At 70.4% G+C, this 23,731-nt stretch carries 20 protein-coding genes and 10 pseudogenes; 23 read left to right on the top strand and 7 right to left on the bottom strand.

Annotated features, from left to right (window positions below):
* Positions 1 to 236 precede the first annotated feature (236 nt).
* The 8 genes and pseudogenes from RBJ77_RS29000 (at position 237) to RBJ77_RS28965 (ending at position 5,051) form a co-directional block, all read left to right on the top strand.
* On the top strand, positions 237 to 1,193 hold the full coding sequence (locus RBJ77_RS29000; protein ID WP_372347704.1) for a glycosyltransferase: 957 nt from the start codon (positions 237 to 239) through the stop codon (positions 1,191 to 1,193).
* Positions 1,190 to 2,292 (top strand): annotated as a pseudogene (locus RBJ77_RS28995) (sugar phosphate nucleotidyltransferase). The gene RBJ77_RS29000 and the pseudogene RBJ77_RS28995 overlap by 4 nt, the downstream one beginning before the upstream one ends.
* Positions 2,289 to 2,904, top strand: a pseudogene (locus RBJ77_RS28990) (GDP-mannose 4,6-dehydratase); the annotation flags it as partial. The pseudogenes RBJ77_RS28995 and RBJ77_RS28990, both read left to right, overlap by 4 nt.
* Positions 2,904 to 3,281 (top strand): hypothetical protein, encoded by a 378-nt coding sequence (locus tag RBJ77_RS28985; protein WP_372347703.1) that lies wholly within the window; start codon positions 2,904 to 2,906, stop codon positions 3,279 to 3,281. The pseudogene RBJ77_RS28990 and the gene RBJ77_RS28985, both read left to right, overlap by 1 nt.
* A gap of 365 nt (positions 3,282 to 3,646) precedes the next feature.
* Positions 3,647 to 3,826 (top strand): DegT/DnrJ/EryC1/StrS family aminotransferase, encoded by a 180-nt coding sequence (locus tag RBJ77_RS28980; RefSeq protein WP_372347702.1) that lies wholly within the window; start codon positions 3,647 to 3,649, stop codon positions 3,824 to 3,826.
* Positions 3,774 to 3,968 (top strand): annotated as a pseudogene (locus RBJ77_RS28975) (DegT/DnrJ/EryC1/StrS family aminotransferase); the annotation flags it as partial. The gene RBJ77_RS28980 and the pseudogene RBJ77_RS28975, both read left to right, overlap by 53 nt.
* 191 nt (positions 3,969 to 4,159) lie before the next feature.
* Complete coding sequence (locus tag RBJ77_RS28970) at positions 4,160 to 4,591, top strand: DegT/DnrJ/EryC1/StrS family aminotransferase (protein WP_372347741.1); 432 nt, start codon at positions 4,160 to 4,162, stop codon at positions 4,589 to 4,591.
* A 127-nt stretch (positions 4,592 to 4,718) separates the two neighbouring features.
* Positions 4,719 to 5,051, top strand: a complete 333-nt coding sequence (locus RBJ77_RS28965) for an NDP-hexose 2,3-dehydratase family protein (RefSeq protein ID WP_372347748.1) — start codon at positions 4,719 to 4,721, stop codon at positions 5,049 to 5,051.
* A gap of 70 nt (positions 5,052 to 5,121) precedes the next feature.
* Here RBJ77_RS28965 and RBJ77_RS28960 read toward each other — a convergent pair whose 3' ends face one another.
* Positions 5,122 to 5,307 carry a hypothetical protein gene (locus tag RBJ77_RS28960; RefSeq protein WP_372347701.1) on the bottom strand — a complete coding sequence of 62 codons (186 nt, stop codon included), beginning with the start codon at positions 5,305 to 5,307 and terminating at the stop codon, positions 5,122 to 5,124.
* Positions 5,308 to 5,433: 126 nt separating this feature from the next.
* On the opposite strand from RBJ77_RS28960, the pseudogene RBJ77_RS28955 reads away from it, so the two are divergent.
* The 4 genes and pseudogenes from RBJ77_RS28955 to RBJ77_RS28940 form a co-directional block, all read left to right on the top strand.
* Positions 5,434 to 5,703: pseudogene (locus RBJ77_RS28955) on the top strand (NDP-hexose 2,3-dehydratase family protein); the annotation flags it as partial.
* A 109-nt stretch (positions 5,704 to 5,812) separates the two neighbouring features.
* Positions 5,813 to 6,016 (top strand): NDP-hexose 2,3-dehydratase family protein, encoded by a 204-nt coding sequence (locus tag RBJ77_RS28950; RefSeq protein WP_372347700.1) that lies wholly within the window; start codon positions 5,813 to 5,815, stop codon positions 6,014 to 6,016.
* Positions 6,013 to 6,501 carry a Gfo/Idh/MocA family oxidoreductase gene (locus tag RBJ77_RS28945; RefSeq protein ID WP_372347699.1) on the top strand — a complete coding sequence of 163 codons (489 nt, stop codon included), beginning with the start codon at positions 6,013 to 6,015 and terminating at the stop codon, positions 6,499 to 6,501. The genes RBJ77_RS28950 and RBJ77_RS28945 overlap by 4 nt, the downstream gene beginning before the upstream one ends.
* Positions 6,416 to 7,228, top strand: coding sequence for a hypothetical protein (locus RBJ77_RS28940; protein ID WP_372347747.1), 813 nt, complete (start codon positions 6,416 to 6,418; stop codon positions 7,226 to 7,228). The genes RBJ77_RS28945 and RBJ77_RS28940 overlap by 86 nt, the downstream gene beginning before the upstream one ends.
* Positions 7,229 to 7,632: 404 nt before the next feature.
* Here RBJ77_RS28940 and RBJ77_RS28935 read toward each other — a convergent pair.
* A pseudogene (locus tag RBJ77_RS28935) lies at positions 7,633 to 8,260 on the bottom strand (BTAD domain-containing putative transcriptional regulator).
* Positions 8,261 to 10,348: 2,088 nt separating this feature from the next.
* Here RBJ77_RS28935 and RBJ77_RS28930 point away from each other — a divergent pair.
* Complete coding sequence (locus RBJ77_RS28930) at positions 10,349 to 10,576, top strand: hypothetical protein (protein ID WP_372347698.1); 228 nt, start codon at positions 10,349 to 10,351, stop codon at positions 10,574 to 10,576.
* 103 nt (positions 10,577 to 10,679) lie between these two features.
* Here RBJ77_RS28930 and RBJ77_RS28925 read toward each other — a convergent pair.
* The 5 genes and pseudogenes from RBJ77_RS28925 to RBJ77_RS28905 form a co-directional block, all read right to left on the bottom strand.
* A pseudogene (locus tag RBJ77_RS28925) lies at positions 10,680 to 11,088 on the bottom strand (RidA family protein).
* A 1,190-nt stretch (positions 11,089 to 12,278) separates the two neighbouring features.
* Positions 12,279 to 12,672: pseudogene (locus RBJ77_RS28920) on the bottom strand (fic family toxin-antitoxin system, toxin component).
* A 350-nt stretch (positions 12,673 to 13,022) separates the two neighbouring features.
* The gene (locus RBJ77_RS28915) at positions 13,023 to 13,271 is read right to left on the bottom strand and encodes a hypothetical protein (protein ID WP_372347740.1); all 249 of its coding nucleotides are present in this window, start codon (positions 13,269 to 13,271) and stop codon (positions 13,023 to 13,025) included.
* A gap of 2,803 nt (positions 13,272 to 16,074) precedes the next feature.
* Positions 16,075 to 16,425, bottom strand: coding sequence for a hypothetical protein (locus RBJ77_RS28910; protein WP_372347697.1), 351 nt, complete (start codon positions 16,423 to 16,425; stop codon positions 16,075 to 16,077).
* A 300-nt stretch (positions 16,426 to 16,725) separates the two neighbouring features.
* A pseudogene (locus tag RBJ77_RS28905) lies at positions 16,726 to 17,285 on the bottom strand (DUF3291 domain-containing protein).
* A 511-nt stretch (positions 17,286 to 17,796) separates the two neighbouring features.
* Here RBJ77_RS28905 and RBJ77_RS28900 point away from each other — a divergent pair.
* From RBJ77_RS28900 to RBJ77_RS28855, 10 genes and pseudogenes are all read left to right on the top strand, one after another.
* Positions 17,797 to 18,525 (top strand): AMP-binding protein, encoded by a 729-nt coding sequence (locus RBJ77_RS28900; protein ID WP_372347739.1) that lies wholly within the window; start codon positions 17,797 to 17,799, stop codon positions 18,523 to 18,525.
* On the top strand, positions 18,435 to 18,659 hold the full coding sequence (locus RBJ77_RS28895; RefSeq protein WP_372347746.1) for a hypothetical protein: 225 nt from the start codon (positions 18,435 to 18,437) through the stop codon (positions 18,657 to 18,659). The genes RBJ77_RS28900 and RBJ77_RS28895 overlap by 91 nt, the downstream gene beginning before the upstream one ends.
* Positions 18,656 to 18,850, top strand: coding sequence for an AMP-binding protein (locus RBJ77_RS28890; protein ID WP_372347738.1), 195 nt, complete (start codon positions 18,656 to 18,658; stop codon positions 18,848 to 18,850). Before RBJ77_RS28895 ends, RBJ77_RS28890 begins: the two co-directional genes overlap by 4 nt.
* Positions 18,847 to 19,188, top strand: a complete 342-nt coding sequence (locus tag RBJ77_RS28885; protein WP_372347696.1) for a hypothetical protein — start codon at positions 18,847 to 18,849, stop codon at positions 19,186 to 19,188. Before RBJ77_RS28890 ends, RBJ77_RS28885 begins: the two co-directional genes overlap by 4 nt.
* Before the next feature lie 106 nt (positions 19,189 to 19,294).
* Positions 19,295 to 19,750 (top strand): annotated as a pseudogene (locus RBJ77_RS28880) (aminotransferase class I/II-fold pyridoxal phosphate-dependent enzyme); the annotation flags it as partial.
* Positions 19,674 to 20,675 carry an aminotransferase class I/II-fold pyridoxal phosphate-dependent enzyme gene (locus tag RBJ77_RS28875; protein WP_372347737.1) on the top strand — a complete coding sequence of 334 codons (1,002 nt, stop codon included), beginning with the start codon at positions 19,674 to 19,676 and terminating at the stop codon, positions 20,673 to 20,675. The pseudogene RBJ77_RS28880 and the gene RBJ77_RS28875, both read left to right, overlap by 77 nt.
* A 673-nt stretch (positions 20,676 to 21,348) precedes the next feature.
* Positions 21,349 to 21,768 (top strand): AMP-binding protein, encoded by a 420-nt coding sequence (locus RBJ77_RS28870; protein WP_372347695.1) that lies wholly within the window; start codon positions 21,349 to 21,351, stop codon positions 21,766 to 21,768.
* Between the two features lie 540 nt (positions 21,769 to 22,308).
* A pseudogene (locus RBJ77_RS28865) lies at positions 22,309 to 22,638 on the top strand (beta-ketoacyl synthase N-terminal-like domain-containing protein); the annotation flags it as partial.
* A 110-nt stretch (positions 22,639 to 22,748) separates the two neighbouring features.
* The gene (locus RBJ77_RS28860) at positions 22,749 to 23,249 is read left to right on the top strand and encodes a polyketide synthase (protein ID WP_372347736.1); all 501 of its coding nucleotides are present in this window, start codon (positions 22,749 to 22,751) and stop codon (positions 23,247 to 23,249) included.
* Positions 23,237 to 23,464 carry a hypothetical protein gene (locus RBJ77_RS28855; RefSeq protein ID WP_372347694.1) on the top strand — a complete coding sequence of 76 codons (228 nt, stop codon included), beginning with the start codon at positions 23,237 to 23,239 and terminating at the stop codon, positions 23,462 to 23,464. Before RBJ77_RS28860 ends, RBJ77_RS28855 begins: the two co-directional genes overlap by 13 nt.
* Positions 23,465 to 23,731: the final 267 nt, after the last annotated feature.

The raw sequence follows: 23,731 nt of genomic DNA, 5'->3' as shown, positions 1-23,731 counted from the left end.
AACATCGCCTCGGCCGGCCTCACTTCAGTGTCACTGGGCGGAAAGCGAGGAACTCGCCGACTCGCTGGCGCCCTGCTCGCTGCCGCGAACCGCCCCCGACCGACGTACCGCGTCGATCGACCCGGACGACGAGAACACCTGGCGCACCTGCCGGGGCATGCTGACCGACCTGCTCGACGCGCACTCATCCGCCGGAGTCGGTCGGCGGCGGTCGCCGGCCGGTCCTGGACACGCTGGTGGAGTTCGCCCGGGACCGGCGCCCGGACCTGGTGCTGTGGGACCCACTGGCTCCGACCGGCGCGGTGGCCGCACGTGCCTGCGGTGCCGCCCACGCCCGCCTCCTGTTCGGCATGGACAACGTCGGTCTGGTCCGGTCCAAGACGCTGCAGGAACTGGCCGATCCGGCCTCCGGCCTGACGGAGGACCCGTGGCTGCCGTGGCTGGAGCCGGTGCTGGAGCGGTACGGTCTCGACTTCACCGAGGAGACGCTGCTCGGCCAGTGGACCGTCGACCTGACGGCGGCGCGGGATGCAGTACCCGCTGGATCTGAGGTACGTACCGGTCCTGCTGGATCCCGTACAACGGCGGCAGCGCGTTTCCGCAGTGGCTGCACACCCGGCCCGAGCGGCCCCGGGTGGTGTTCACACTCGGCCAGACCCGCCGGCTCATCGACGGTCCGCAGGGTGGTTTCCCCCTGCGGGGAGTTCTTCGACTCCGTGTCCGACCTGGATCTGGAAATGGTCGCGACCCTGAACAGCGACCAGCTGGCCACCGTGGGTGAGCTCCCGGACAACATCCGCGCCATCGGCTACGTACCGCTCAATCAGATACTGCCCACGAGCTCGGCCGTCATCCACCACGGCGGCGGAGGCACCTCAGGGGCCTGTGTGGCGTTCCAGGTACCGCAGCTGATCGTGCCGATCCCCTTGTGGGACGAGAAGGTCATCGCGCAGTACATCAGCCGCCGGGGCGCGGGACTGGTCGTCGACCCCGCGGCGATCGACGTCGACAGCATGCGCAAGGACCTCGTCCGGCTGCTGACGGAACCGTCGTTCCAGGCCGGGGGCCCACGACCTGTACGAGGACATGCTGGCCGCCCCGGCACCGAAGGACGTGATTCCGGTACTGGAGAGGCTGACTGCGGAGCATCGCGGCTGAACGTCCGCACCCACGAAGCGAGAGGACCACTATGAAAGCCCTGGTGTTGGCCGGCGGATCGGGCACCCGTCTACGGCCCTTCAGCTACTCGATGCCCAAGCAGCTCATCCCCATAGCGAACAGGCCGGTCCTGGAATACGTCGTGCGGAACATCCTGGACCTGGGCGTGAACGAGATCGGCATCATCGTCAACAGCCGCGACAACGAGATCCAGCAGGTCCTCGGGGACGGGTCGCGGTTCGGAGCCCGGCTGACCTACATCCGCCAGGAGGACCCCTCGGTCTCGCGCACACCGTCGCCATCGCCCGGGACTTCCTCGGCGACGACGACTTCTGTGATGTACCCTGGGCGACAACATGCTGCCCGACGGAATCTCCGACATCGCCGACGACTTCGCCGCCTGCCGCCCCCGCAGCCCACGTCGTGGTGCGCAAGGTCGCGGACCCGCGAGCCTTCGGCGTGGCCGAGCTGGGACCCGACCGCGAGGTACTGCGCCTGGTGGAGAAGCCGCAGCGGCCACGCAGCGACCTGGCCCTGATCGGGGGTGTACTTCTTCACCGCCGCGATCCACGAGGCGATCGCGTCCATCACGCCCACGCCCGCGGCGAGCTGGAGATCACCGACGCGATCCAGTGGCTGGTGACACAGGGCGCGGACGTACGGGCCAGCGAGTACGAGGGCTACTGGAAGGACACCCGGGAAGGTCGCGGACGTCCTGAGTGCAACGCCCGCGTCCTGGACGGCCTCCGGCCCGCCGTGGACGGCACCGCCGACGACACCAGCGTGCTGGTGGGGCCGGTCGTCGTGGAGGAAGGGGCACGCATCGTCCGCTCCCGCATCGAGGGGCCGGCGATCATCGGCGCGGGCACCGTGGTGGAGGACAGCCACATCAGCCCGCACACGTCCGTGGGACGCGGCTGCGCGGTTGTCAACAGCCGCCTGCGCACTCCATCGTCCTGGACGGGGGCATCGGTCACCGGCGTGCAGGGCCTGCACAGTTCCCTCGTCGGCCGCTCCGCCACCGTCGGCATCACCACGCAGAGCACGGACGGCTACCGCCTGGTCGTCGGAGACCACACCCTGAGCGGAAGTCGCCGCATGAAGATCCTCGTCACCGGCGGAGCGGCTTCATAGGCTCCCCACTACGTCCGCAACCTCCTCGAGAACCATTACCCGGGCTGGGAGAACGCACGGGTCACCGTCCTGGACAAGCTGACCTACGCGGGCAACCGCAGCAACCTCCTCCTGCCTCGCACCCGCGCCTGGAGTTCATCCAGGGCGACATCTGCGACGCGGAACCGCTGCGCGAACTGCTGCCCGGACACGACGCCGTGGTGCACTTCGCCGCGGAATCCCACGTGACCGCTCACTGGCCGACGCGGGAGCGTCTCCCACCGCACCAATGTCCCTCGGCACCCAGACACTGCTCCACGCCGTGCTGGACAGCGGTGTCCAGCGGGTCGTGCACGTCTCCCACCGACGAGGTGTACGGCTCGGTGGAGGAGGGGCTCTCGACCGAGGACTGCCCGCTGCTGCCCAACAGCCCCTACGCAGCCTCCAAAGCCTGCTCCGACCTGGTGGCCCGCACGTACTGGACCACACACCGGGTGAACCTCTCCGTCACCCGCTGCTCCAACAACTACGGCCCGTACCAGCACCCCCGAGAAGCTCATCCCGCTGTTCGTCACCAACCTGCTCGAGGGGAAGCAGGTGCCGCTGCGCGGCGACGGACGCAACGTCCGCGAATGGCTGCACGTGGACGACCACTGCCGCGGCATCCAGCTCGTACTGACAACGGCCGGCCCGGCGAGATCTACAACATCGGCGGCGGCAACGACCGGACCAACCGCGCCATCACCGAACGCCTGCTGGATCTGACGGGCCTGGGGCCGGAGATGATCCGCCACGTCGCCGACCGCGAGGCCCACGACCTGCGGTACGCCATCGACGACTCCAAGATCCGCGAGGAACTGGCCATGCGCCGCTCACCGGCTTCGACGAGGGACTGGCCGCCACAGCGCAGTGGTACCGCGACAACCCGGGCTGGTGGAAGTCCGCCAAGTACCGAACCGAAGGTGCGGCGGGCTGAGGACCGCGGAGTGCCGGCCAACGGAAAGGAATGACGATGACTGACAACAAGGACATCGTGCTGGACGCGGTCCGCGACTACCACCGGGCGACCGCGTCGGACACAGAGTTCAAGCCCGAGTGACGGAGATCTGAGCCGTCCGGCGCGGTCCTGGACGAAGAGGACCGGGTCGCCATCGTCGAGCGCCGCACTCACCATGCGCATCGCGGCCGGACCCAGCTCCAAGAAGTTCGAAACCGACTTCGCCAAGCTCTCAAGCGGCGCAAGGCCCATCTCACGAACTCGGGTTCGTCGGCGAACCTCCTCGCGCTCTCCGCCCTCACCTCGGAGACGCTCGGTGACAGACGCCTGCAACCGGGGACGAGGTGATCACGGTCGCGGCGGGATTCCCCCACCACCGTGAACCCGATCCTGCAGAACGGGCTCATCCCTGTCTTCGTGGACGTGGACCTCACGACGTACAACACGACGGCCGACCGGGTGGCACAGGCGATCGGTCCCAAGACCCGGGCGATCATCATCGCCCATGCGCTCGGCAACCCCTTCGAGGTGGCCGAGGTGGCCCAACTCGCCAAGTGACCACGACCTCTTCTTCGTCGAGGACAACTGCGACGCGGTCGGCACCCTCTACGACGGCCGGATCACCGGCACCTTCGGAGACCTGAGCACCGTCAGCTTCTACCCCGCGCACCACCTCACCATGGGCGAGGGCGGCTGCGTCCTCACCGACAACCTCCGCCTGGCCTGCGTGGTGGAGTCACTGCGCGACTGGGGACGGGACTGCTGGTGCGAACCGGGCAAGAACAACACCTGCTTCAAACGGTTCGAATACCAGATGGGCAACCTGCCCGCAGGGTACGACCACAAGTACATCTTCTCCCACGTCGGTTACAACCCTGAAGGGGCACCGACATCCAGGCGGCGCTGGGCCCGACCCAGCTCGCCAAGCTCGACGGCTTCGTCGAGGCACGACGCCGCAACTGGCGCCGCCTGCGCGAAGGCCTGGACGGCCTTCCGGGCCTGCTGCCCTCGAGCCGACCCCACGGTCCCGACCGAGCTGGTTCGGCTTCGTCATCACCGTCGACCCGGAGGCCCTGCTACACGCGCGCCGAACTGGTCGCACACCTGGAAGAACGGAAGATCGGAACCCGGCGGCTCTTCTCCGGCAACCTCACCCGGCAGCCGGCCTACATCGGCCGCCCCCACCGCATCGTCGGCGACCTCACCAACAGCGACATCATCACCGAGCACACCTTCTGGATCGGCGTCTACCCAGGACTCACGGACGAAATGCTGGACTACGTGGTCGCCACCATCAAGGAGTTCGTGGCCGAGCGCGGCTGAGCACCTGCCCCACCCACATCACCAGAGAGCCAGGGGAGTTACGTCGATGCCGTCCCATGTCCTCCAGAGGCGTGCGGTCCAGAGTCTGCCGGCACGTATCGCCGCATCGGCCGCGACCAACCAAGGAGTGCAGCTGCCCACCGAGCACTTCGACGGCTGGCTGGCCGAACGACGCAGTGCCAACACCTTCCGCGTGGACCGCATACCCTTCGCGGAAATGGAGGGCTGGTCCTTCCAGGAGCACACCGGGAACCTGGTGCACCGAAGCGGCCGCTTCTTCACCGTCGAAGGACTGCACTTCACGGAAGACGGCCCGCCGCATGGCGATGGCCCGCACAGCGACTGGTACCAGCCCCATCATGCGGCAGCATCGAGGTGGGTGTCCTCGGCATCCTCGTCAAGGAGTTCGACGGGGGTGCTGCACTTCCTGATGCAGGCGAAGATGGAACCGGCAACCTGAACCTGCTCCAGCTCGCCCACGGTCCAGGCGACCCGCAGCAACTACACCAAGGCCCACCAAGGCGGAGACGTCAAGTACATCGAGCACTTCGTCGGTCCGACCGCGGCCGCGTCATCGTGGACGTGCGCCAGTCCGAGCACGGCTCGTGGTTCTCGCGGAAGTCCAACCGCAACATGGTCGTGGAGGCGGTGGGCGACGTGCCGCTGCTGGACGACTTCTGCTGGCTGACCTCGGCCAGATCAACGAGCTGCTGCACCGGGACAACGTCATCAACATGGACTCACGCACGGTGCCGTCGTGCCTGCCCACCGACGACACATCGGGCGACGCCCTGCTCACCGACACCGAACTGCTCGTGGATCACCGGTGAGCGCACCCGGCACTGCGTGCGCACCGCACCAGCCCCCTGGACCAGCTCCCCGGCTGGAAGCGCCGAGACAGCGTCATCGAACACGAGACGGGCCGCTACTTCGACGTCGTGGCCGTGTCCGTCCAGGCCGGGAACCGCGAGGTGACCGGCTGGACCCAGCCCCTGTTCGAGCCGGCCGACCAAGGCGTCCTCGCCTTCCTCACCCGCGAGATCGAAGGCACCCCGCACGTCCTGGTGCAGGCCCGGGTCGAACCCGGCCTCGTCGACACCGTCGAGCTGGCACCGACCGTGCAGTACACCCCGCACAACTACGCCCACCTGCCGGAGCAGGAGCGCCCCCGTTCGCGGAATCGGTGCCCACGCCGCCGGCGACCGGATCCGCTACGACGTCGTGCACGCCGAGGAGGGAGGGCCGATTCTCAACGCCGAGAACCGCTGCCTCGTCGTCGAGGCGGACGCCCTGCTGGATCCTCCGCCCGGCTACGCCTGGGTCACCGCGCAACTCACCTCCCTGGTCCAGCACAGCCACTACCTCAACGTCCAGGCCCGCACCATGCTCGCCTGCCTCAACGCGACGAAGACCGTAACCCGATGATCGCCCCACTCCGTCGGGGTCATCGGATGCGCGAGCATCGCGGTACGCCGGATGCTCCCGCCTTCGCCGCCAGTCCCGACATCGAGGTCGTGGCGGTCGCCCAGCCGCGACCGGGACAAGGCACGGCGGGTCGCGGACACCTTCGACTGCCGTGCGCGTCCACGGGCACGCGGAGCTCCTGGCACGGGACGACATCCATGCCGTCTACGTGCCGTTGCCCGCAGCCGTGCGACCCCCGATGGGTCGAGGCGGCACTGCGCACGAACAAACACGTCCTCGCCGAGAAGCCCGTCTCCACCGAATACGCCTGCACCAGAGACCTGTTCGAGCTCGCCGCCTCTCGTGGCCTGGGTGTCATGGAGAACGTCATGTTCGTCCATCACCGCTCGGCACGAAGCCGTGCGGCACCTGCTCGCCGACGGGGCACTGGGCGAACTGCGCTCGTTCCACGCGGCGTTCACCATCCCGCCGCTCGCGGACAGTGACATCAGGTACCGGCCGGAGCTCGGCGGGTGGGGCCCTGATGGACGTCGGGATCTACCCCTGCGGGCCGCGCACTGCACCTCCTGGGCCCCGAGGCTCGACATCATCGGCGCCTGCCTGACCCGGGGACGGGCCGGCAGGTCGACACCTCCGGCGCCGCACTGCTGCGCACGCCCGGCGGCGTCACGGCCCCAGATCGCCTTCGGCATGGAGCACACCTACCGCTCGGCCTACGAACTGCGGGGCAGCGAGGGCAGCCTGACCGTCGACCGGGCGTTCACCCCGCCCGCCGAGGACGTCCCCGTGATCGGTCTCCACCGTGGCGCGAAGGCCGAGGAGATCCGCCTGGAGCCGCGATCGACCAGGTGGCGGCCACCGTGGCCGCCTTCGCCGCCGCGGCGCGTGCCGGCACCCCACCGGACACCAGCGACACTCTGCGGCAGTCGGAACTCCCTCAGCAGGATGGTCCGGACCGCCGCACGCAGCGAACACACGGGCTTGGGACTGCTCAGGACCTCAAGATCTCAGCCTGAATCCACCGCCCGCGTCACCAGCGCCTGGTCCAGCAGCAGAAGGGTCACTGCCTTCGGATGCGGCCGGCTGCTCCTGCACGCCGACCGGCCGGCGGCGCTGATCGGCCATCCCGGGCGCGAGTTCCTGGTCGGCCGCCGGCCCCACCGCCGCCGACGGCGCCGTGAGACGCACGGCCTCGGCCTCGGATCACCGTGAACACCCGCCCCGGCACCGGCGTGCTGCGGGCCCGGCATCCGCAGACTCGCCGGGGCCGCGGCACCGGGCGTGACGACGGCGGTCGGACCCTGGAGGGGCGGCGGACGTCCGGGTCCCGGCGTGCGGACACGGACGGGTCCACCGCCCGACCGGCCGGACGCCGCCGACGCACGGTGGAGCGGGCCCCGGCAGGCACGCCACGAGCATGCGGTTGACCGCTAGAAGACAGCCAAATCGGATGCGCTGGACGACAGCGCTGGGTCCCTGCTGAGGATCGGGCCTGCGCAACTGCTGCAACTGCTGCGACGGCCTTCGATCCCCAACTCGCTGGTGAGCGAGGCACGCAACCGTCGGAACGTCTCCAGCGCCTGTCCGAACTGGCCGCGCGGTGCAGCGACAGGGGATCAGCAGGGGCGTGCAGGTTCTGCTGCAGCCGGATGATGAGCGGTCAGCACGCTCAGCTCACCGATCAGTTCGGCGTGCCGCCCCAGCAGCAGGTACGCGCTGGTCCGCCGCTCCAGGGCACCGCGCCGCACCTCGTCGAGGCGCCGCACCTCGGACTCCAGGACAGCCCGTCCGCACGTCGGCCAGCACCGGCCCGCGCCACAGCGCCAGCGCCCGGTCCAGCAGCGCCGCAGCCTCCTCGGGCTCACGCCGGGCCAGCGCCCGCTGCCCGCGGCGCTCAGCTGCCTCGAAGACCTGACTGTCCAGATCGGCCCGACGGCAGCTCGAACAGGTAACCCGTGTGCGGCGCGGCGCAGCACCGCGTCTTCGCGTCGGGCCCGCCGTACGGCGCCAGCGCGGCGGACCAACGCACGCCGCAACTGCTTCACGTACGTCTGCACCACCCCCGCGGGCCCACCCGGCGGCGAGTCGTCCCACAACTCCCGCTCGATGGCGCCCAGCGAGCACGTGCTGCCCGAGATTGGTTCCGACAGCAGCGCGAGCACCTGGCGGCTTTGGCGGCACTGGGCGCCAGCGACACACCGATGCGTCCGCACCACGAGCGGCCCGAGGACGTCGACCTCCCATAGCTGCTGCTCCATTCCCCCAGTCGCAGGCGTCTGAGAAAAGTGACGGTCGCGCCACGCGCCAGGGGCCGGACAGGGAACGGGCACGGACCCGCCGTGAGTTCACGGGGGCCACCCGCATGACATTTTCATGCCCACCCCGTCAGCCCCGCCGAACGCGTGGCGCCTGCGGTGGCCTGCGCCTCTCTGCGGTCAGGCGGTACGTGGCCCGGCCCGGGGCCGCAGCACGCGACATGAGGCAAGCGACTTGAGGCAAAGCGACATGAGCGCAAGCCGGCATGCAGTCTCGTCAGTGAGGGCGGGCGAGGCGCCGCCGCTCGGGTGAATCGCGGGGGGCAGGGGCGTGCCAGGGCGCGGCCCCGCCCGACCGCACCCCCAGCATGCCGATGTGAGTCATCAGACGGAGAGGTGCGACGGTGGCGGTAACCGCAAGGTGGCTGCTGATCGGCGTCCCTCCTGGGCGCGAGCTCCTGGTCGGCGACCGGACCCACCGCCGCCGACGGCGCCGAGACGCACGGCCTCGGCCTCCAGGTCGCGTGAACACCTGCCCAACACCCGGAGCGCTGCGGCCCGGCATCCGCACCGGCGCCGTCGTCTACCTCCGTACCGCCTCGTCAACCACGGCGGCGCCGACCTCCACGACCTGCGCGCCCGGGACTCGGCGATGCCCGGCGCGCGATCCGCCGCCGGCGGCCTGCGGCCGGGTCCCGCTGCTCACCGGCCCTTGCGCACCGTGCGGTGCTGGGCCACCGGCGCCGGCGCCGCACGCGCGGGCACCTGGATCGGCGAGGCGCACGCGGCCGGTCGCCAGCCGTACCTGCGCACCACCGTCCAGAGCGTCCGCCCTCCGGATACCAGCGGGCGTCGGGGCCGCCACGCGCCTCCGGAGACGGCCCGCGCGACGGGGCCGGAGCGGCGCCGCGATCCGCTGGCACCGGTCACTTCAACACCGGCAACCGGCCCCGCCTAGCACGATGTCCGCGTCACCGATCCCGTACTCGGCAAGGTCCCGAGTCACCTGCACCGCCGGAAGCCCGGTCCTCTCCGGCCTGCGCGGGAGACGGCGAGCGACCTGCACCGCCGAACCGCGACGCGCCCTGGGCACGTATCCGAGCCGGAGCCGGGCCGAGGGCGGCGGCTCGCCTGCGCACTCGACACCCGCGGCGGCTCCGTCGCCCCACCCCCGCCTGATCGCGTACGCCTCCGCCCGCATCACTTCGCTCACCGCGGCTGCCGCCGCGGCTCGAAGCGCCCCCGGAACCACCGCGCCCAGGCCGCCCGCACCGCCCGCACGCGGCGTGGCACCCCGTTCGTACCGCCGGAACCCGCCGCCGCCGCACTCCGGCCCCGGCGGCACCGGGCCGCTTTGCCCCCTGGAGCCGGCCCGCTGCTGCCACTGCCGCCTGCGCCACCCGGTATCGCGGCGGGCACGGCTCGGGCATCGCTCGCCTCACGAGCCCGGCACTCCCACAGCGCGGACGAGCGTCGCAGCCGGGAGTCGGCGCAGGAACCTGCTGGGCGACCATCACGCCTCTGGACCTGCCGTTCCCGTTTCGGGTGGAGCTGACGGTCCCCGGACGTTCAGTAATCGTTTGTTCCTCCTGAGGGAAGCTTCTCTGCGTTGAATCGGCCTGGCGTCGAAATCGGCAGGCCACTCCTGTGCGTTACGGGCCCACCCACGCGATCAGGAACTCAGCGGGTACACGTTGCCGCGTGCACCGCACAAGGTCGGCGCTCTGCACGCAGGGCGCCGATCTTGCATGTCACCTGCGCCGAGCCGCTTTGCCGTCACCGAACTCCGCGAGCGACTTCTGGCCTTCCTCGCGCGCCGCGAAGTAGGCAGGTCCACACAGGGCGCCGTTCCCGAGAGCGTGATGAACGACCCGTCAGTGGGGACTACACCGCTTCCGCTGGTCGATGATCGCCAATCCACCGGATGAACAGCCTGTTCGCGGTGGACTCGACGCCGTTCACCCGGCACTTTCTGACGCGACGGGCGCCCCCACCGCCGCTCGAGGCGGGCCTCGCGACTCCCGTACGACACGTGAGGGGCAGCGGCGCGCGCGCCGCTCCGACAGGAGGTCCAGGGATGGACGCGACACCACACAACGCCGCGAGCGCCACACTGCCCGGCCTGCCTCGCCGCCCAGGCCCTCCAGGTGAGCGCAACAGCGACTCGCGCCGCCCTGCCCCGCCGCGGGCCACCACGCAGCCGCGCTACGAGTCGCTGCTCGCCGAGGGCGACCGGGTCAGCGCGCGGATCACCCTCACGACGGGCTGCGCCCCCGCACCCTCGTCGCCGAAGTTCCGGTTCTGACGCAGCAGGGCGGGGTCCGCTTGAGTACCACGACTTCCTGGTCCCGGCGGGACTCAACTTCGCGGCGGCCGCGGTCACCGGGTTCACCCGCGGCCTGACCTCCTCACGCGACCGCGGTCCCCTCCAACTCGACCAACGGGCCGTGGGCAGCGCCAGTCGCGTCACGCCCAGCATCGTGGGAGGCCGGTGCCACTCCGGGCTGCGCCCAGGCGCGCCGCCAGTACGCCGTAGTGCTGGGAAGAGGAGGTCGACGTCGGTCGTGTAGACGTTCAGCCGGACCAGGTTCGCGAGGCGTCATGCCGGCCCCAGCGAGCACCGCCTCCAGGTTGTCGACGCTCCAGCGCCAACTGCGCCGCCATGTCACCGTCGTGCAGGGCTTGCCGTCGTCGCTCGTCGCGGTCTGTCCGGAGGCGTACAGGGTGCGCGTCTGCCCGGAGACGACCTCCTGGCCGAACCTCCAACTCCACCGACCATGGCACCGGAAGCTGATCCGCTGCGCTGCATCGTCGCATCAGCCCATTCGTTTTCGCTGGCTGCAGCCGTCGTGGAACGAGCGCCTGCGCACACCCACGACGTTCCTCAAACTAGCTTGCCGCGCTCGTTCGCTACGGTTCGCGGATGCGCGCCGACCGGTGGTCTCGCTGGTCACTCCTGCTGGAGGGCAGCGCGGGCCGCCGGATGACCGCGTCACGCCGCCGAACTGGAGGTGTCCGCGCACGGTGCTGCGCCGACATCGAGGCAGCTGGCAATCCCATCGGCCGGCGTGCGCCGGTCTACGCCGAACGCGGCCGGTACGGCGGCTCGAGCTGCTGCCCGGCTTCCGTACCGGAACCCACCGGCCTCAACTACACGACGAGAGGCGCTCGCCCTGCCGCTGCCGCCGGACCGGGGCACGCCGCGACCAGGTCTTCGGACTCGGCCCCGGCGCTCGCCTCGGCCGCGCAGGGTGGTCGACGCGCTGCCCGCCGGCCACGGGACCCACGGCGAGCATGCGCGGCCCGGCGCTTCCTCGTCGACCTGGAGACCGACTCTGCCGTCCCCGCAGGCTGGACCACCGAGAGACACTTGCCCGGCACCACCATGACCGAAGGTCCAGGCGCGCGGTCCTCACCGGCCACCGCCTGCGTTCCACTGACGGAGGCCACGGGCGGGCACCCCAGTGGCGCACGAGTCGACCCGATCGGCCTGGTCACCGTGCGCGAGAAGGGCCGCCGCACACCCGGGAGGGCGCGGACCGCACCTACCGCCGCGTTCCGCTATTGGCGGGCGGCCGAGGACCTCCCGAACCGGCCCGGCGCGCCCGGCTCGGTGGACCTGGACCGGATCTGGCGGGAACGCTCGGCCCCAGTTCTTCGCGGGGCAGCGACCACCTCACCGTCCTGCTGCGACTCGCCCCGTCCCGCCGGGAGAAGACTCTGGACACCGCCCTGGCCGTCCCGCGCCGAAACCCGACACCGCCACCGACGGCTGGCTCCGGTTCGAAGCGACCTTCCAGGACACCTCCGCCACGCCGCCGAGTGGGCCCTGTGTGGCAACTGGGCCTCGATGAAGGCGAGGCCCGGTCTCACTCGTGCTTCGTTGGCGTCGCAGTCGTGCGGCCGCGCTCTGCCTACCGGTACGCGGGAGTCGGGCTCGAGGCCCGCCTGAGGGTGAAGTGGGGCCGGTCTCCGGGGAGTTGTGAGGTGCGCTTTCTCGCGGACGCTCAGCCGACCGTCCAGTCCCGCAGCCGCCGCGCGATGCCCGCCACGCCCTCCTTGCCCGCGGCGGCGTCGTGGACCAGTTCGACCGCTGCCTTGAGGGGGTAGTCGAGGGGCGTCGGCCGTTCAGGGCCAGGTACGCCTCCGTGGCGCGCCACGCGAACGCCGGGCGTTCGAGTGTTCCAGGCACGGGAGCCGGGCCAGGGGTCTGGAGCAGGGCGCCCGCCTTGAGGTTCAGGCTGCCGTAGATGTCAGTTCCAGCGCCCGCGCGTTGACCCGGGCGACGGGCCGCGCACAGGGGGCCGTGTAGTCGCCGACCTGGGGATCATCGTCGAGGAGTCTGGCGGCGTGAGGAGGAAGGTCATCGTCGAGCGGATGCTCGGGGACGGGCTGGCCCACGCGGGCGTGCCCCTGCCCCTGCCCCTGCTTCGGCTTCGACCTTTGTTCCCGTGCCCTTTGTTCCTCCAGGTCGCGGCGGGCGCGCCGCCCGCGGTCCGCTGTTCCGGGGTGCCGGAGGCTGCTCGGACGCGGCGCGGAACGCCTCTCCGCTGCGGGCCTTCGACTCCTCGAACGCCTGGAGGAACTTTGCGCTCGACCGCGGTCGCCTTTGTCGATCGCGGTGGCGGAGAGGATGTACCCTGCAGGCTCTCCTGCCGGCCGCGGCTTCGATCGCCGCCTGCTGGGTTGGCCTGGAACCGCAGGTTCAGGGCCTTGGGACTGTTCGCCATGGTACCGATGGCTCGCTGGCCCTATCGGCCAGCGCTGCGCGCCCGCGTCACCGTCCGTCGGCCGCCAGCCACAGTCGAGGTGCCAGAGCCGTAGTCCGTCGTCGCCCGCGGACAGCAAGTTCCGTAGGTCCGCGGTGAGCCTGAGGTGCCGGATGCGTTCCTGGTGTCCTTCGAGGACGTGCAGACAGCGTCCGTCGCCACGTCCCACATCCGTACGGCGCCGTCGTGGCCCGCCGAGAACGCGAACCGGGCGTCGGGAGTGAACCGCACGGCGGAGACTCCAGCCTCGTGGCCCGTGAACGTGCGCACGCACCGTTTGCCCTTCGGCCTCCCAGCCGGATCGGCTCGTCCTTCGCGCCGAATCTATATCATCAAATTGCGATAGTACGAGGAAAATTCTTCGCCAGTACTGAGATAACTGTCCTCTGTCCTTCGCCAAAGTAGTAACGAACGTTGAGGGTCCCGCAGAAAAGAGCGATCTGCAATGTCGATCGCCGCGGCGCCACTGCCGGCGACGTAGACATTGATCTATCGCAACGATGTCATCTGTCAATCTGCTGCCACCACCCTGAACAGGGCAAGCCGCCCGTATCATGTCAGTAACAACCAAAAATGTCCGTCGGTCCTGTGGTTAAGAGGCTTACATATCGCAAACAGCGGCGATCGCCCAGTATTGAAGTTAGTATGATGGTAAGGTTGTTGTTATGCAGCCACCCCGTCAGTCGCCCGGTATTTGTTGAGGTTGACCCAGCCACCCCGTCGCCTCAGGGTCCGCACGCGATCGTCCCCGTCGCCTCGGCCGACTTGCAGAGTTAAAGTTCCAGTAAGTGGCTGTAGCTGATCCGGCATGGCGCCGTACGCGAGGTGCCCGGCGTCCAGCGGTCGTGACCAGGCCGCGCGCAGCGACACGTGGCGGGCCGACTGGCCAGTTCGTGCCAGACGGCCAGGACCTGGGGGCGCGCGTTCATAACCGGGAGCCTTCTGGAGTGTGGTCAGCAGGTCGAGGGCGGGGCGGTGCCGGCCGTTCGCCAGCAGTCTGGCGGGCCCAGTAGTGAGTCCTTCCGCCAGGCCACGCTGCCGAGGCGGCTGGACTCGGCGTACTCGCGCGGCTTGATCACGTGGGGCTCTGCCGCGTAGGTGGTGTCGGGGTACGCCAGCGGTTCGCTGTGGGAGTTGCGGCCGCCGACGGAGCAGCCGAACCGGTCGTCGCCGGCGCCAGAACCGATCGTGGTATGCCGTGGCGGCCTGTGGGGAGAAGGGGTCCGCAGACAGCGGCCGGTGTCCCCAGACCTGGACGGTGTGCTCCCCTGGTCGCCGTCCGCCGTCGCTGACCTGCGCTGTGTGACCGGCCGCAGCAAAGCTCGGTCGGGTGCGTGATCAGTTGGTCGCGACGGCGTCCCAGATCCGGATCGTGGCGTCCTCGCAGGCGACCACGGCGAGGCGGCCAGTCCGGGGCGAAACACAGGAGGGGCTCGTGAGCCCGTGGTCAGGCGCGCGGTACCTGCCGTCGGCCGTACCACAGCCGCGCCCCCATCCTCCTCGGCGGTGAGCACGTGACGCCCGTCGGCCTCACCGAGGCCTCGCGAGCCGCTGTCCAGCGCGCACCGTCGACTGGCGGGCCCCAGCGACTGGGCGCAGGCGGTCCCGGTGCGGGGTTCCCCAGGCTCTGACGTGTCCGTCTGGGCCGATCCACACGCCGATGCGCCGCCGTGGCGCTCAGCCGCACTGGGCATCCTCGCGGGGCGGCGGTTGCCGATGACGCGTACGCAGTCGCGGGCGGGCCAGCCGTCCCAGAACCGCACGGTGCCGCCGCGGTCGGTGGGACAGGGCGTACGAGCCGTCGGGGGTGAGAGGTCGACGCCGCAGCAGCACCCTCGCCGCCGCCCATGAGCGCCGGCCGTGTCGCGCCGGTGGCGTGGTGTCCCACAGGCGGCTAAGCCCGCCGTCCCAGCGGCCGCTCAGCGCGAGCCGTCCGTCGGGGGAGAAGCGGATCGGCAGCACTCCCGAGACCTGCAGTGCCGGGCCAGGAGCCTTAAGTGGGTGGCGTGAGTTGTGGCGTGGCCGCCCAGCGCGCGGGTCTCGATGCGGTGGGCGTCGGCCACGCCTCGTCGGTCGTGCAGCCTCTGCCGCCGTGCGCGGGCGTCGGTGCCGTCGGGCCGTTCTCGCGCGAGGCACGCCGAGGAGTGCGCGGGCGCGCCGAGGTCACCGCGTTCGCAGGCGGACGCGGGCGAGGTGCAGGCGCGTCCGCCATGACGCGTCGGGGCCTGTACACCCGTGGCGGCGTGGGTGTGGGCGTCGGCTTCGGCCTCGGTGACCTGCGGGAGCGCCCATGCTGCGGCTGGACGAGTTCCGCATCGGTGATCGCCCCGTCCGCCAGCCTGCTAGCAGGCCCGCTGTGGGCCATCGGCCCCGACGTGATGACGCGGATCGACCCGAGAGGGCCTTTCGGCGAAGGCGCGCGTTCGCGCGTCGGCGGTCCGGTCCAGGCCGAGGAGCGAGAGGCCCCGGTTGCTGAGCTTCGCCGGCGCGCAGGTCGGCCGCCCGCGGTGCGGGCTGCGGAATACGTGGCGGTCGATCGTCTGGCTGCTCGTGGATCTTCCGCGAGCTATCGTCCGCGATGTCCGCCATCGAGGGCGGCCGGGCCGCGACTGGCGCAGGCAGCGTCGCAGCAGGCTGGCGAGTTTCAGCGCCGGGCGCCGCGACTGATTCGCGGCGTCGCGCTGAGGTACTCCTCCAGGGCCAGACCGGCCACCGGGCCCGCCGACCACCACGCGCGGCCGGTGATCATCTCCCAGCACCGCGACCGCAGAAGCTGTAGAGACGTCGCTGCGCCGTCCGACGCTGTCGCCGCCCGTGAGCTGTTCCGGCGAGGCGTAGACGACCGTCATGCCGCGCGCGGCACCAGCATCGCTGAGCTCCGGCACCGGCACGCCGACGCCCGGGGCCCGATGCGGCGCCTTCCGGCCCCGATGTGGCGCCCGGCGGGGACCATCACGGCGGCCTTCGACCGCTGAGGCCGGAAGTCGGTGATCTTCGCAGGTGCCCGCGCCGTCGAGCAGACGATGGGCCGGTTTCACGTCCTGGTGCACGAGGCCCTGCGATGGGCGTGCTCCAGGCCCGCGCCAATGGACGGCCGTGTCCCGGACGCGGGCGACGGCCTGCCGGGCGCCCCCGGCGTAGAGCCGCCCGTCGCCGATCCACTCCGCGAGGCTGCCGCCCTCGACGTACTCGGCGAACACGTGGGGACGCCGCCCACCACCCGTACGTAGTGGCAGGCGCAGACGTGCGGATGCAGTCCGAGGGAGACCCACGCCTCGGCCTCCCTGACGAACAGCGCCTGGTCGCCGGGGCCGTCGAAGAGTTCGGGGCGCGGACTCTTCACCGCCATGTCGATGCCCCAGCCCAGGTGCCGCACACGGTGCACGACGCCCATCCCGCCCCCCGGCCCAGCTCACCGATCACTCGGTAGCGGCCGTCGACGGTGTCACCGGCCGACCAGACGGCGGACGACGCAGGTGCGTTCACGGTGGCTCCCCGTTGCTGACGACCGGCCGCGCCCCGGAGACCGGCGATCCTGTTGCCTCAGACGACCTCGCTGCCTCAGACGACCTGTTGCCTCAGACGACTCTCGTCTCCTCGACGGTTCCGTTGCCCCAGGGGAACGAGCCACAGTATGTGACGTCGTCGAGGCGGGTGTCGATGTTCAACCGGGGGCGGTCGGTCCTCACCCGGGAGCCGTGGCCGCCTGCCGCCCAACGCCCTTGACCCTGGCCGGAGTTCCCTCCGGGTCGAACGCGTGCCGGAAGGTGAAGGCGTGCGTGCGGAGCCGTGGTCGTGCGAGGTGCTCCAGCCGGAAACCCCGTCCTGCCAGGTGGGTTTCACGCCCTCGGAGACCCACCAGAACACGTGGCCGGGTGGCCGGTCCGCCTCGAACCAGTCGTGCGCCGGTTCAGCGCCTGGCGGTGCAGGCCGGTGTAGATGGCGTCGAAGGCGGGGCGCAGGCCGGTCCAGAGGGAGAGGGTCGCGGCCAGGGCGGCGGTCTGCGCGGTGCGGCCCTTGTCGTACCAGGCCGGTGCGGCGAACTCGCCCCAGTCGCCCCAGTCCAGGTCGAAGAGCGTGCCCCGGCTGCCGTCCGCCGCTTCGGCGCGGGCGAGGCATCCGGGGTGCCGGCTGATCGCCGCGGTAGACGGCTTCGCTGCTGTCGTGGAACTCGCGGGTGAGCGGTCCGGGATCGGCGAGGGGCGACTTCAGGACGCCGAATGTGTACAGAGCGAGTTGGGGCATGCGTCTCTCCCAGGTTGGGGGGCCTGGCCGTTCGCGAACTCCGAAGGCCAGGTGAACGTAGCCGCCCCCGTGATCCATGTCGAAGTTGCTTTTTCGTCCCCGAAGTGGCCCCTGCGCGGGCTCATGTGACGCCTCTGCGCGGCCGGGACACGGTGAGTTTTAGAAGGCTTTAAGAAGAGCACACTGTCTCTTTGTCGAAGGGCACGTATACGCGCGACCAGGAAAGAAGGAATTACTCAAGAAGCGCAAAACGATCGCTTGAGTGCCGGTGGAACAGGCTTGACCGACTCGAATTGCGCGGCGAAAGTTGGAACCGCCCAATCGAATAGCGCCGTTAGTTGGAGAATAAAAGGAAGGTCCCATGAGCCTGCCCGGAGCAATGGTGGAGTACGCATCGGAGTTACGTCTCGAGATACTCACCTGCTCGCAGCCGCGCCGGAACGAGGGCGGTCGCCCATTGGCGTGATAAAGCCTTCTCCGGTGGTGACCTGATCCGGTCCGTGACCGAAGCATTCCGCAGCTGCGCGATCGCGGAGGTGCAGGGGGACGTGGTGGCCGTGCTGGCCGCGCCGAACAGCCCCAGAAATGCTCACCGCGCGGTACGCGACGCATCTCCTCGGCGCGCGCCGTCTGCTATCTGCGGACCACGAATCCCGGTACCCGGGCGACGGTCCTTCCGCTGGACCACCAGATCCAGATCCTGCGCGAGACCGGAACCGTGACCGTCTTCGCCGACGCCGAGGGCGCGGAGCGCGCGGCGGAGCTCGCCGACGCCAGCGGGATCCCGGTGACGCGGGTGCGGGACGTAGACCGGCCCGATGGCGCCGACGCCCCCGACGTCCCGCAGGTCGAGGCGTGGGAGCCGGACGCGCTCGCCTTCATCGGCCACACGAGCGGCAGCACGGGCCGCCCCAAGGGCATCCAAGCCTCGGGCCGCGCGTGGGAAGCCACTCTGCAGGCGTGGATGGGGCTGGGCCGGCAAGCCGACTGCGCCTCGATCCTGGTGTCGACCCCGCTGAGCCACGCGCGTCGCCCCGATGGTCGACGGGTGCCTCGCCCTGGGCGGGGCGCTCTACCTCCACGAGACGTTCGACGCCGAGAAGTTCGCGCAGGCCAGTCGCCGCGGAGAAGGACATCTCGTGGACGTTCATGGCGACGAACCACGTCTTCCAGCTCCTCGACCACCTGCTGGAGCAGGGGGTCCCCGAGAGCGACGGGCACGTGGCGGCGGCCGGCATGACCTCGCTGAAGCGGATCGTCTGCGGCGGCAGCCCCAGCGGCCCCCGCCCGGATCGCCCAGGCGTTCCGGCTCTTCGGTCCCGTCCTGTGGCAGGGCACGCCGCGAGCGAGGCCGGCCGCATCACGAGCCCCTGACGCCTCCGGAGCACGGCGACCCGGAGCTCGCGGGCACCGTCGGGCGGCCCTTCCCCGAGGTGGAGGTCGTCGTCTGCAACTCGGAGTCGGGCGAGCAACTGCCGGCGGGGGAGATCGGTGAGGTCCGCGTCCGCTCGCCCCAGATGATGGACGCCTACAACGGCCCTGCCGGAACTGACCGCACAGTGTGATCAGGGACGGCTGGTACTTCACCGGCGACATCGGCTTCGTCGACGAGCGCGGTTATCTGACCCTCCTGGGGCCGGGTGGCCCACGTCATCACAGGTCGGTGGCGTCAAGGTCCATCCCATCGTCCCTCGAAGCGGAAATCTTTCTCCCACCGGGCGTCCGGCACGCCGCCGTCTACGGTGTGCGCGACGAGGACGGCAGCGACCACATCCACGCCGCGATCGAATGCGATCCGGCCGAGAACGTCGACGTGGCGGACATTCGCACGCGCATCACCGAGGCGCTGTCCCCGATTCACGTGCCGGAAAAGATAGCCGTCTTCTCGACGCGCTGCCGATGAACAGCAACGGGAAAGCCCGACAAAGCGCTCCTGCGCGCGCAGAGCGTCTGACGCAAGCACTCGCAGAAATCGCAGAACCGCGGACCTCGCAGGCCTTTTTGGCCGCATGTCAATCCAACCGCTCCATCGAGAAGGCGAACGAATGAACGCGCATCTGGCATCATATTTGAATGGGATAACCGCTGACGATCTCGCCGAGAGCAAGCGTGAATTCCTGGAGATCGGACGTCGTTCCGGCAGCGTTTCGCTGGCCACCGCGCGACGCGACGGGGTGGATTCGGAAGTAAGCGTCTGGTGCAGCAACGACTACCTGGGCATGGGTCAGGAACCGCCAGGTCATCGCGGCCGTGCAGGAGGCGATCGACACCACGGCGTGGGCTCCGGAGGCTCCCGGAACATCGGTGGGACCAACCACTTCCACGTCCGTCTCGAGAACGAACTGGCGGACCTGCACGGCAAGGAAGCCGCGCTCCTGTTCACCTCGGATACACGGCCAACGAAGGCTCGCTCTCCATCCCGGCGGGGATGCCGGCGGATCACCATCGTGTTCTCCGACGCGAAGAACCACGCCTCGATCATCGACGGCCTGCGGCACAGCGGCGCGAAGAAGCACATCTTTCCGCCACAACGACGTCGCCCACCTCGAAGAGCTGCTCGCTGCCGCTCCCGCCGACGCCCCGGAAGCTCGTCGTCGCGGAGACCGTCTCACTCCATGCTGGGCAACGTCGCGCCGCCTCGCCGAGATCGCCGACGTCGCGGACAAGTACGGCGCCACGACCTTCATCGACGAGGTCCACGCGGTCGGCATGTACGGCCCGCAGGGCGCCGGCATCGCCGCGCAGGAAGGCATCGCCGACCGCTTCACGGTCGTGATGGGCACCCTGGCCAAGGGCTTCGGCACGATCGGCGGCTACATCGCCGGACCGGCCGCCCTCGTGGACGCGCGTACGGACCTACTCGCGCTCGTTCGTTCACCACCTCGCCGCCGCCGGCGGTCGCGGCCGGTGCGCTGGCGTCGGTCCAGTACCTGCGCTCCTCCGACGTGGAGCGCAAGTCCCCTGTCGGAGAACGCCCGGCTCCTGCACAGCCTGCTTGATCGAGGCCGACATCCCGTTCATCTCGACGGACCCCACATCGTTCGGCGTTCGTCGGCGACGACCGTCTGTGCAAGCGGCGTCGCAGCTGCTGCTTCGAGCAGCACGATCTACGTCCAGTCCATCAACGCCCCCAGCGTGCCTGCGGGCGAGGAGATCCTGCGGATCGCGCCGTCCGCCGTGCACGACCAGAGCGAGGTCGAGAACTTCGCCCACGCCCTGCACGGCATCTGGAAGGAACTCCGACATCCCGACCGCGAGCGCCCGCGCGACTGGTCCACCTCCCCACCCGGCGGCGGATGGGCCGGCACCCACCGCGAAAGACGGACTGCTGACCCGATGACCAGGTCCGTTGCCGCCGTGCTGTCCGGACACGGCGGCGCAGTACCCTGACGACACCGCCCCCGTCCACGAGTCCGGGCACGTCACCTACGGGTGGCTGTGGGGAACGGGCACAGCGCTACGCCTCCGTGCTGCGGGCCAACGGGTACGGCCGGGGGACCGCGTCGCCATGCTCCTGGCCGACACCCCGCAGTTCCTCGCCGTGCACGCTTCGGCGTCCTGGCGCCGGCGCCGTCGTCATCCCGCTGAACGTGATGGCGACCGTCCTGGAGATCGAGCACGTCCTGGCCGACGCCGAGGCCCAGTTCCTGGTGTGCGACGCCTCGTTGTTCACCCGGGCGCGAGGCGGCCGGGCCGCTGGGCAACGGTGCGCTCACCGTCGGCCCGCGCCTGCGGACACTGCCGACGTGGAGAGCGCGGCTCCAGCCATGCAGCCGCCGGTCGACGAGTCCGCGAGCGCGTGGAACCCGACGACGTCGCGGTCGTGTTCTACACGTCGGGGGACGACGGGGCAGCCCAGAGCGTGATGCTCACCCACCGGAACATCCTGTGACAACGTCGAGCGGATGGTCACCACGCCGTAGCGTTCCGGCGCGACGACGTCCCGCTCGGCTGTCTGCCGCTGTCGCACGGGTTCGGTCAGATCTGCGCATGCTGACGGGCTTCCGCGCCGGCATCTCCATCGTCATGATGCCGAGGTTCTCCGCCGTAGCCCCTCGATCTGATGACGGAGCACGGCTGCACGGTGTTCATGGGCGGCGTGCCGACCATGTACTTCGCTGCTCGACGCGGTGGCCGACGGCGGGCCGGTCCTACCCGGTCCGACCGCGTGTTCAGCAGGGGTTCGGCGCTTCCGGTCAAGACCCTCGACGACGTCAGCGACACGTTCGGATGCCCGGTCTACGAGGGCTACGGGATGACCGAGACGTCGTGCAGCGTGGGCCTACCACTACCCCGCCTGACGTTCCGCCCGGAACGGTCGGGTGCCGATCACCGGCGTCACGGTCGCGGCACAGGCCTGGCGGGCCGAACGCCGACGGCATCGAGCTGCTGCCCGTCGGTGAGGTGGGCGATCGTGGTGCGCGGCCCGAGCGTCATGGCGCGGACACCTCGGCCGCCCGGACTCTCACCGCCGAGGTGCTGACCGACGGCTGGTTCCGCACCGGCGACCTCCGGCCGCCTGGACGACGACGGCTACCTCTGGGTCGTCGGCCGCAGCAGGGGACCTCATCCTGCGCGGCGGCTACAACGTCTATCCGCGCGAGGTGGGAGGAACTCCTCGTCGGACATCCGGCCGTGGCACAGGTGGCGGTCATCGGCGTGCCGCACCCGTGCTCGGCGAGGAGGTGTGGGCGATCGTCGTGCCCGCCCGGCCGCAGGACCTTGCCGCCGGAGCGGACGAGGAGATCGTCGAGTGGGCCAGACAGCGTCTGGCCGCGTACAAGTACCCCCCGCCGCGTGGAGTTCACCGACGCACTCCCGTGGGGTCCAGCGGGAAGGTCCTCGCTGGGAGCTCGTCGCGACGTACGAGCCGACCGCTGCCGTAGCAGTTGTCGTAGCAGCAGAACGAAACGAGCCGGCTGGACCGGCCGCCACAGCACCACTTGACGTAGCACCCGCACGGCTGCGGGTGCTACGCCTCCGCTCAGGCTTCGTACGTGACAATAGGCAGGACGGCTCGACCATGGCTGAATTCCAAGCGGACACGTCGACTTCGACCGAGGCGATCGCCATTGTCGGTATGTCCTGCCGGCTGCCGCACGCGGAGAACCCCGCACAGCTGTGGCAGCTGCTGCGACGGCCGCAGTGCGATCGGCGCACGGGCGGGTGCCCCGAACTGCCCGCGCGGCCGGGCGGCTACCTGGAGGACGTCAGCGGCTTCGACGCCGCCTTCTTCGGCGTCAGCCCGCGCGAGGCGTCGGCGATGGACCCGCAGCAGCGGCTCATGCTTGAACTCGCCTGGGAGGCACTGGAGGACGCCAGGATCCTCCCGTCCGGCCTCGCTGACACCCGGACCGGTGTCTCCTGTCGGCGTCATCGCCGACGACTACGCCGCCCTCACGCACCGGCGCGGGGCCGACGGCATCACCCACCACACGCTGACCGGGCCTCAACCGCGGCGTCATCGCCAACCGGATTCCCCACACCCTCGGCCTGCACGGACCGAGCGCGGCCGTGGACACCGGCCAGTCCTCCTCCTCTGGTCGCCGTGCACCTGCGGTCGAGAGCCTGCGCCGCGGCGAGTCCGCCACGGCCGTCGCCGGCGGAGTCAACCTCAACCTGGTGCCGGACAGCACCCTGGCGCGGAACGGTTCGGCGCCCTGTCCCCCCGACGGCCTCAGCTACACCTTCGACGCCCGCGCGAACGGCTACGTCCGAGGCGAGGGCGGCGCGTTCGTGGTGCTCAAGCCGCTGCACGCCGCCCTGGCGGACGGCGACCTGGTCTACTGCGTGCTGCACGGCAGCGCCATGAACAACGACGGGACGACCGAGGGCCTCACCGTGCCGAGCCCGGCCGGTCAGCAGGACGTCCTGCGGCAGGCGTACGAACGCGCACAGGTGCCTGCCGAGCAGGTCCAGTACCTCGAACTCCACGGCACAGGAACGAGAAGGTGGGCGACCTGATCGAGGCGTCGGCCCTGGGCGCGGTCTCGGTGACGGCCGCGCGGACGGGGCCGAGCTGCGGGGTCGGATCGGTGAAGACCAACGTCGGACACTTCGAAGGGGCTGCTGGTATCGTCGGCCTGCTGAAGGCGGCGCTCTGCATCCGCCACCGCGAACTCGTGCCGAGCTCTGGAACTTCGAAACCCCCAACCCTGACATCGAGTTCGACGCGCTGAAGCTCGCCGTCCAGCAGAGCCGCGAGCGTGGCCGCGGCCGGACGAGCCGCTCTACGCGGGGCGTCAGCCCTTCGGCATGGGCGGCACGAACTGCCACGTCGTGCTGTCGGACCAAGGCCCGCCGAGGTGGCGGCGCCCCAGGAACTGCCCGGCGCCGAGCAGCCCGCATCTGCGCGGTGCCGTGGGTCGTGTCCGGCAAGTCGGCCGCAGCCGTGGCCGGTCAGGCGGGGGCGGCTGGTGTCGTTCCTGGAGGAGCGGCCGGAGCTG

This window comes from Streptomyces sp. KL116D (assembly GCF_030766975.1).
GTDB classification, from domain to species: domain Bacteria; phylum Actinomycetota; class Actinomycetes; order Streptomycetales; family Streptomycetaceae; genus Streptomyces; species Streptomyces longispororuber_A.
Note: the sequence above shows the minus strand (reverse complement) of the source record. Positions and strands in the feature narration are given on the sequence as shown.

Coding starts and splice junctions, on each gene's coding strand:
- RBJ77_RS28930 (WP_372347698.1), top strand. CDS start 10,349: ATGGACGCGACACCACACAACGCCGCGAGCGCCACACTGCCCGGCCTG.
- RBJ77_RS28870 (WP_372347695.1), top strand. CDS start 21,349: ATGACGGAGCACGGCTGCACGGTGTTCATGGGCGGCGTGCCGACCATG.
- RBJ77_RS28895 (WP_372347746.1), top strand. CDS start 18,435: ATGGCGACGAACCACGTCTTCCAGCTCCTCGACCACCTGCTGGAGCAG.
- RBJ77_RS28985 (WP_372347703.1), top strand. CDS start 2,904: ATGGCTGCACGTGGACGACCACTGCCGCGGCATCCAGCTCGTACTGAC.
- RBJ77_RS28945 (WP_372347699.1), top strand. CDS start 6,013: ATGATCGCCCCACTCCGTCGGGGTCATCGGATGCGCGAGCATCGCGGT.